Source organism: Picosynechococcus sp. PCC 7002, assembly GCF_963860125.1.
GTDB lineage: Bacteria > Cyanobacteriota > Cyanobacteriia > Cyanobacteriales > MRBY01 > MRBY01.
In genome coordinates, this window is the sequence record NZ_CAWLFA010000004.1 from 25,451 (window position 1) to 31,972 (window position 6,522).

Annotated in this window: 8 protein-coding genes; 2 read left to right on the top strand and 6 right to left on the bottom strand. The window is 43.1% G+C overall.

Features of this window, described 5'->3' with window-relative positions; translation table 11 throughout:
- Positions 1 to 128 precede the first annotated feature (128 nt).
- Both AACQ84_RS14675 and AACQ84_RS14680 read left to right on the top strand, forming a co-directional pair.
- A complete protein-coding gene (locus tag AACQ84_RS14675; protein WP_012308503.1) occupies positions 129 to 1,091 on the top strand; it encodes a helix-turn-helix transcriptional regulator in 963 nt (320 codons plus the stop codon).
- A gap of 433 nt (positions 1,092 to 1,524) precedes the next feature.
- Positions 1,525 to 3,495 carry a hypothetical protein gene (locus AACQ84_RS14680; protein ID WP_012308504.1) on the top strand — a complete coding sequence of 657 codons (1,971 nt, stop codon included), beginning with the start codon at positions 1,525 to 1,527 and terminating at the stop codon, positions 3,493 to 3,495.
- Between the two features lie 110 nt (positions 3,496 to 3,605).
- Here AACQ84_RS14680 and AACQ84_RS16400 read toward each other — a convergent pair whose 3' ends face one another.
- From AACQ84_RS16400 to AACQ84_RS14705, 6 genes are all read right to left on the bottom strand, one after another.
- Positions 3,606 to 3,860 (bottom strand): transposase, encoded by a 255-nt coding sequence (locus AACQ84_RS16400; RefSeq protein WP_083764498.1) that lies wholly within the window; start codon positions 3,858 to 3,860, stop codon positions 3,606 to 3,608.
- The gene (locus AACQ84_RS14685; protein ID WP_012308505.1) at positions 3,850 to 4,245 is read right to left on the bottom strand and encodes a type II toxin-antitoxin system VapC family toxin; all 396 of its coding nucleotides are present in this window, start codon (positions 4,243 to 4,245) and stop codon (positions 3,850 to 3,852) included. Before AACQ84_RS14685 ends, AACQ84_RS16400 begins: the two co-directional genes overlap by 11 nt.
- On the bottom strand, positions 4,246 to 4,464 hold the full coding sequence (gene vapB / locus AACQ84_RS14690) for a type II toxin-antitoxin system VapB family antitoxin (protein WP_041444072.1): 219 nt from the start codon (positions 4,462 to 4,464) through the stop codon (positions 4,246 to 4,248).
- A 16-nt stretch (positions 4,465 to 4,480) separates the two neighbouring features.
- Positions 4,481 to 4,789: a hypothetical protein gene (locus AACQ84_RS14695; protein WP_012305529.1), complete on the bottom strand. Its 309-nt coding sequence runs from the start codon at positions 4,787 to 4,789 to the stop codon at positions 4,481 to 4,483.
- Positions 4,790 to 4,972: 183 nt separating this feature from the next.
- A complete protein-coding gene (locus tag AACQ84_RS14700; protein ID WP_049761764.1) occupies positions 4,973 to 5,857 on the bottom strand; it encodes a tyrosine-type recombinase/integrase in 885 nt (294 codons plus the stop codon).
- 69 nt (positions 5,858 to 5,926) lie between these two features.
- Positions 5,927 to 6,292 (bottom strand): hypothetical protein, encoded by a 366-nt coding sequence (locus tag AACQ84_RS14705; protein ID WP_041444073.1) that lies wholly within the window; start codon positions 6,290 to 6,292, stop codon positions 5,927 to 5,929.
- Positions 6,293 to 6,522 lie beyond the last annotated feature (230 nt).

Sequence of the window (6,522 nt, forward strand, 5' to 3'; positions counted from 1 at the left end):
TTTTCAGCTTTTATTCCAAGCTATACTAATCCTGAATTCGGGACTGAAACTTAGTGTTCATTGAGGGATAAAGTGTCTTTTTTTGTACTTTTCGCTTTTAGATCAACAAATTGTCCAGTGGCTTAGTGATGGCAAGTGACTTCAATCAATTTGTTTTTTTCATAGAAGTACTTAAATCGCTGGCATCACAGCCTCGTTATCGCAAAGACCTTACAGAGCAATTAGAACTTTTTCTAGAACAGCACCAGCAGCCTGCCGATGATGTCGCCCAAAAGCTGACTCGTACTATCCGAAAACTGCGGGATTGCGGGTTTGAGATTGAGAGTGCGCCCCACCGTCCCTATGTTCTCAAAAAATCAAATTTTCCCGTCATTCTCTCCGCAGATCAACGGCAAGCCCTTTATTTAGCAACCCATCTCCTTGAACAAATGGGTTTTTCTCAACAAGCTGGTCAACTTCAAGATATTTGTCCTCTCACAGAAGGCGATCGCCCAACCTATCTTCAAGCAGACTTTAATCCACCTGTAGATTACAGCGATACCAAAACCAAAGAGATCATCATAAATTTACAAAAACGTCTAGAAACAGCCTGCCGTTTTACCATCCGTTATCGCAACAGCTTAGGCGATGAAGCATTATGGGACTTAGATCGCTCCGAATTACGCTTACATAATGGCAGTCTGTATCTCTTCGCCTATGTGCCAGATATCTTGACCCAACGCATTCAAAAACGCCCTAATATCGAGCAAAATGTCCTTTTCCGAATTGACCGCATTCTTTCAGTGAATCCCTCTTCAAATATCCATTGGCTTTTATCGAGCTTTCCAACTCTAAAAGTCCAATATCGAATGACTGGGAGTCTATCTAGCTATAAACCCCGCCGTCACAATGAAATGATAATTAGACGAAATGTAGAACAACAGTATGTTGACATTGAAACCAATGAAGATTGTTTATTCTGGTTTCGTCAACGCATATTACAGTACGGAGCTAATGTACAAATTCTCACTCCTCCATGGTTGCATCAAGAAATTGTTGAAGAACATCTAAAAGCAGCTCAGACTGTACAAGCATTAGCCCAGACTCAGTAGGCGATCGCCTTAAAAATGAACTGCGATCGCTCTGTCAAAACTACGATTTATTGTAGAGCGTACGACTTTTCCATTTTCTAAGTTGCCCCCATACTGCCGTGTTGATTGGCCTTATTCGGCAAGCGGTTTTAGGTGAACCTTTGTTTCCCTATAGTGGGCGAGTTGAGCGGGCGATCACCAATAGCTTGTGTTCAAACCATTGATGCCGTAAGGCGTTGAGCACTACCTATAGAGATCTTGAAAAGCAGACTAGAAACGAGACCTAGAATTTTGACACTAAATATGGTAACGTCGTGGGGAGCATTTTATAGATTTTTGCATCTGTAGAAGCTCCTAAAAAGACTAAAACCGCCGATTCCTAAGCGACCAAACTTTGAATCAACGGTTTTAAAAATACTAAGAATATGCGCCCTGTTGGGGGTGCCACTTGATCATGATTATAACCTCTCAAGACGATCTTGTGAAGCTACAAGGTCGTTATATTCAAAAATTCCTCGAAATCTTCCCTTGTCGGAACGCCTGGATCTACGCCGAAAGCCTTACAGAGAAAGGAAAACCGAGATGGAAGAGCATCTCCGACAGAACTTGGAAATTTGCCAAAGACAAGGGCTTACCAAAGAAATTAACCGATGAAGTGCTTTTAGACCTGTGGCACTCAACCTCAAAGTATGTTGGTGTTAACTTCGGCAAAACGACTCATTATCTAATGCTGGACGTTGACGCAAATAGTCCATACCATCCCCACCAACGCACGAACGCCCTCCAAAAGATCAAAGGCTCCCTCGAAGACCTGGGATTAAACAGTAGCTTCCAACTCCAGTCGAGCCACACAGAAGGCATCCACATCTATTTCCCCCTACCCCAACCCGTAAAGACCTATGGCCTCGCCGCACTAATCGAAGACAAACTCAAAGCAGACGGCTTCAATGTCGCAGGAGGAATCCTGGAAATATTCCCCAACAAGAAACAATGGAGCAGCTCCGATAAACCAGAAGATTGGTCAGAATATCAACGGCATCGACTCCCCCTGCAACAAGGCTCAGTCTTACTCGATGAAGACTATGCCCCCTATAGCGACACCCTAGAAGCATTTATTCAAGCCTGGGAACACTGCGAATCACAACAGGATATAGAAATCCTAGAAGCAGCAATCAAAGCCAATACCAGACGAAACTACCAAGCTGCCTATCAGATCCCCCAGCAATCCAAATCCCCCAAGCTTAAGAAAATCAGGGAAGAACACGAAACTCTGCTGAAAGAAGGATTCACGGCGATCGCCCAAACAAACGACATCCTCCTGAACCTCGGTCGAAGACTAAGAATCCTAGAGAACCTCGGCGGTATTCCCTTACAAAAAAGACTCAAAGAACTCGTAACCAACCTGCCCGGCTATAAAAAATACTGCCAACACAAAGCAGACATCGAACAACGCTGCAAAGACATTGCCAGATATGCTGAGAGAAAATTCAAACCCAGTAACCGCAAAGAAGCAATAGCAGAACCAGCATTACCCGAACCAAACCCCAATAACCAAGAAAAACAAAAAGACGCCCTAGACCGCATAACCAGCGCATTACAGACCCTGGCCACCGAACAGCAAGCCTTCACAACAAAAACAGAACTACTGAAGGCAGTAGTAAAAAAAGCAGCCAGCTCCATGGCAACAGTCGTCAAATACTGGAAAGCAAGACTAGCAAAACAATACAAGCATCTCATTCAAGAATCAGTCAAAACCGAGAACGAATCTCAAACCGTGTGTAATTCCAGTCAGGACAAGACTTCCAGCCATTTTAAATCCCCTCAAACGGACGAGCAAACCGTGTGTAATTCCAGTCAGGACAACGTTTCTGGCGATTCAAACAAACAGCCCCTACTAAGAGGGGGGAAAGAACCCTTAGTAAATCAAAGTCCAGAAGCTCAATTAGCACAATTAAATCAACAGGCAGAACAAAGAAAAGAAAATTTAAAACCTCTTCAAAAGTCAGATCAGAGAAATCCTCACCGACAGACACCAGAACTTAAACCGATAACTCTAGATTCAACGGAAGTGAGTGATAGCGTAGAAGTAGCACCAAATTTTCCGCTCGAAAAAACTGAAAATAGTACAATTAAACCATCTATTAAAGTGGAATTATCTGAGAGTCAAAAACAACAGCTAGCAGAATTGAAGAAGAAATTACCACCAGACCAGTATGAGCAGTTCTACCAGTTACAACTGAAAGCAATCAGGAAACATCAGGAAAATCTCAGCATACAGGCTGAAACGGCTGAGAATGCCAAAAAAGAACGTGAAAAGCTTGTAAATTGCTTTCAGGAGAGAATTTTTGATGCCAAGAAAAAATTAAAGGAAAAAACCGATGAAGTTAAACGAAGGTTGAGTTTAGATGACCCTTATCCTGAATAACCCATCGGAAATCATCGAAGTTGGGATTGTCAAGAATTTTGTGTAAGCAAGAAAAGTTAGTGGAGAAAGTACTCAGGATTATTGATGGCAAAATAACCCAAGGCTCTCTTCTAATGGGAAATTGGCACTGTCCATCTCCTTGTCAAATTTTTCAGTCCTAAGTACAGTAATTTCAAGGCTGCATCTGGATTCGGGAACATTCCCTTCTTTTTCAAGGCCTTCCGCAGAGAACGGTTCACCGCCTCGATGGCATTGGTGGCGTAAATCATCCTGCGGATTTCTGGCAGGTAATCAAACAGGGGAATAATGTTCTCCCAATGATTCAGCCATAGTTGGGAAATACTGGGGTAGATGTCATCCGGAATAGAGCTTTAAATCTTCGAGGTCATAGGTTCTAAATTTGGAGTCAGCAGTTACCAAAGTTAGGGAATGATTGATTGCTTGGGCAATGAGAATTCGATCAAAGGGATCGCGGTGGTCACGGTTTAGTGGTAGGTTTCGATATTGAATTAGGTCATCTCGACTCAGATTTAAAGTATTGACCCTCAGAAAATCTATTTGCTCTAAAATGTCGTGATAATTGGAACCTGCTGGCAGTTTGCCAATATTGAACTTAATCGCTATTTCCCAGAGACTAGCGATACTTAAATTCAGATTTTCTCTCTGATCGAGAATTGCTTTAATCTCAGGACTTAGCCTTTTATCGGCGGCTAAATACCAGAGCAAAATATGGGTATCAAGCAAGTACATTTACATATACTCCGCCAATTCTTCTAGGGGTTCGTCAAAATCGTCGGGAACCACTAATTTTCCGGCTAAACTGCCATAACCGTACTTTTTCTCTGTTGGGAGAACTGGTGGCTGAGAATTTTTGAGATACTTTTGGGCAAGGAACTCGATAAAGTCTTCGACTTGCTTTTTGATTCCTGTAGGTAAGGCATTATATTTTTCAAGAATTGAAGGGTTCATGGCTAAATACTCTCCATTAAATAGATTCAGTCTTCCATAAATCCGGTGTGGCTTGGATATAGGTGGCGGGAATCCCCGTGATGTCTTGGCAGTTTTCAACGAATTGACGGGCATTAGCGGTAGTGCCAAAGCCAATCACGAATGGTAGGTATAGTTTTTTGCATAGGCTTCTTGGGTGGCTCGGTAAACGGTTGCCTCTGGGATTGTGCCACTCTCGGAACCGAAGATAAAGGCGACGGGTTTTAGGTAGGGTTTCTTCGCTGTTTTCATCGAGTTCACTGGCTTTGACCATTGCTTTGGTGGTAATACTCTGGGATTTGGCCAAGGTTTATGGGGCGGTTCCCGGAAATTCTCAGGACTGGCGACTGTTGTAAAATTCCTAACACTTCCGGGAGGGGTGATCCTCCAAATGGTTATAATTTCTCGCTTGTTTTGTCCGTTTCGCCATACCCCCTTACTTTTTTTGTCATACTTTTAGACAAATTTTAAACCGACAAAGGCGATCACCTTACAAGCTCAAATAATTAGCGCTGCCATCATCCCCACTGGCATGGAGGTAGCGGCTTGTGATCGCGATGTTGCCATGGCCTAGGGACTCACTGAGCAAATGCAAGTCGCAGCCGTTCTTAAGGGAGTGTGTCGCGTGGGAGTGGCGTAGGAAGTGGGGAGAAACTTGAACACCAACGCGATCGCCATTCGCCTTGACGACCCGGTAAACCTGAATCCGTGAGAGCTTGCTGCCATTATTTCCCTTGCGACTGCTGAAAACATAAGCAGAATCATTCCGTAAGGCTTCCAATTCATCCCATAGGCCAGTGGGAACCACGATAAACCGAACCTTATCCCCTTTCCCCATTACCTTAAGTTTTAGACCATTATCATCAGTCTGAATAAAGTCATCCCAGCGGATATTAATCAGTTCACTTACCCGAACCCCTAACAGGTACAGAGTCTTGATAATCAGCTCGTTTCGTAGCGTATCAGCATTCATGGCCATGGCCTGAACCTTGGGCTTAGTGATGATTCTCTCGATGCGGCAATCATTCTCTTTTGGTTGCTGGAGGAGCTTAGCAGGATTCAGGGTGATATATCCCGTGGCATGGCAAAACCCAAACAGGGAGCGAATGACCGCAATTTTATTTCGCCTCGTGTTCTGGGATTGCCATTGGAGGGAATCGAGCCAGTCCAACAGATCATCAAGGGTGATTTGGTTCAATGGTTTGGCGATCGCCGCCATGAAGTTACGGACGATATAGAAATAAGTCTTTTGGGTGGCAGATGACTTTTGGCTAGCCCATCGTTTCAGGATCTCATTGTCAGTGGTAGCAGTAGTCAATCTCCCTTGAGTGATCGGTTCGGTGATGGTGATGATGTTCATGCTGCTTTCCTTCATGGTTTTGGATGTAACTAAATTTTCGTTTTGTTACTTTCAGGCGTTTTTCGTCTTGTTTAAGATTTGAAATCAGTCGTTGTGATATCGATCCATATCTTGTTGAACTTGAGCAAAAAATTCATCGCCCCACCTGTCCTCAATTTTTGTCCATACCGCAATTAGTTCTGCTTGTGTTGCTTCGCTTACTTCTTTGCCTAAATATTTCTGTACTGTTTTGTGTAGAGAAGGTGAGTGAATATATTTTCGGATCTCTCTAACGATTTCTGGTTCCTCTAGCTTAGGGATAATGGTCTCTGGTGATGGTCTAGCAATTGTCCGTTGTGGGCTGAGGTAGCGAGTGAAAGCATCGTGCCAGTATGCAGCAAATATAATGCTGAAGTAAATCCCGCTAAAAAGAAATGCACCTCTGATTGAGATATCTAAGATTTGAGACATTTTTCGACAGTCAGCTCACAGCACTAAAGACGCAGTGCTCAAAAGGTTAGATCCTTTGCAGTGTATTGTCTGTAGCTTCAAGATGACATTACATTTTGCTTTTGATCTAATGCTTACAAAATACCAGAAAACCAGATTTACAGAATGCCAGATTAATGATTCTCGTTTATTCTTTTACAAATCACGTACAATCGAATTATCTTTAAAACCAGACAACCAGATAGCCAGAA

Bases quoted from the DNA above. Each gene is read 5' to 3' on its own strand.
- AACQ84_RS14705 (WP_041444073.1), bottom strand. From the start codon at position 6,292: ATGTCTCAAATCTTAGATATCTCAATCAGAGGTGCATTTCTTTTTAGC.
- AACQ84_RS14685 (WP_012308505.1), bottom strand. From the start codon at position 4,245: ATGTACTTGCTTGATACCCATATTTTGCTCTGGTATTTAGCCGCCGAT.
- AACQ84_RS14675 (WP_012308503.1), top strand. From the start codon at position 129: ATGGCAAGTGACTTCAATCAATTTGTTTTTTTCATAGAAGTACTTAAA.
- AACQ84_RS14680 (WP_012308504.1), top strand. From the start codon at position 1,525: ATGATTATAACCTCTCAAGACGATCTTGTGAAGCTACAAGGTCGTTAT.
- AACQ84_RS14700 (WP_049761764.1), bottom strand. From the start codon at position 5,857: ATGAAGGAAAGCAGCATGAACATCATCACCATCACCGAACCGATCACT.
- vapB (WP_041444072.1), bottom strand. From the start codon at position 4,464: ATGAACCCTTCAATTCTTGAAAAATATAATGCCTTACCTACAGGAATC.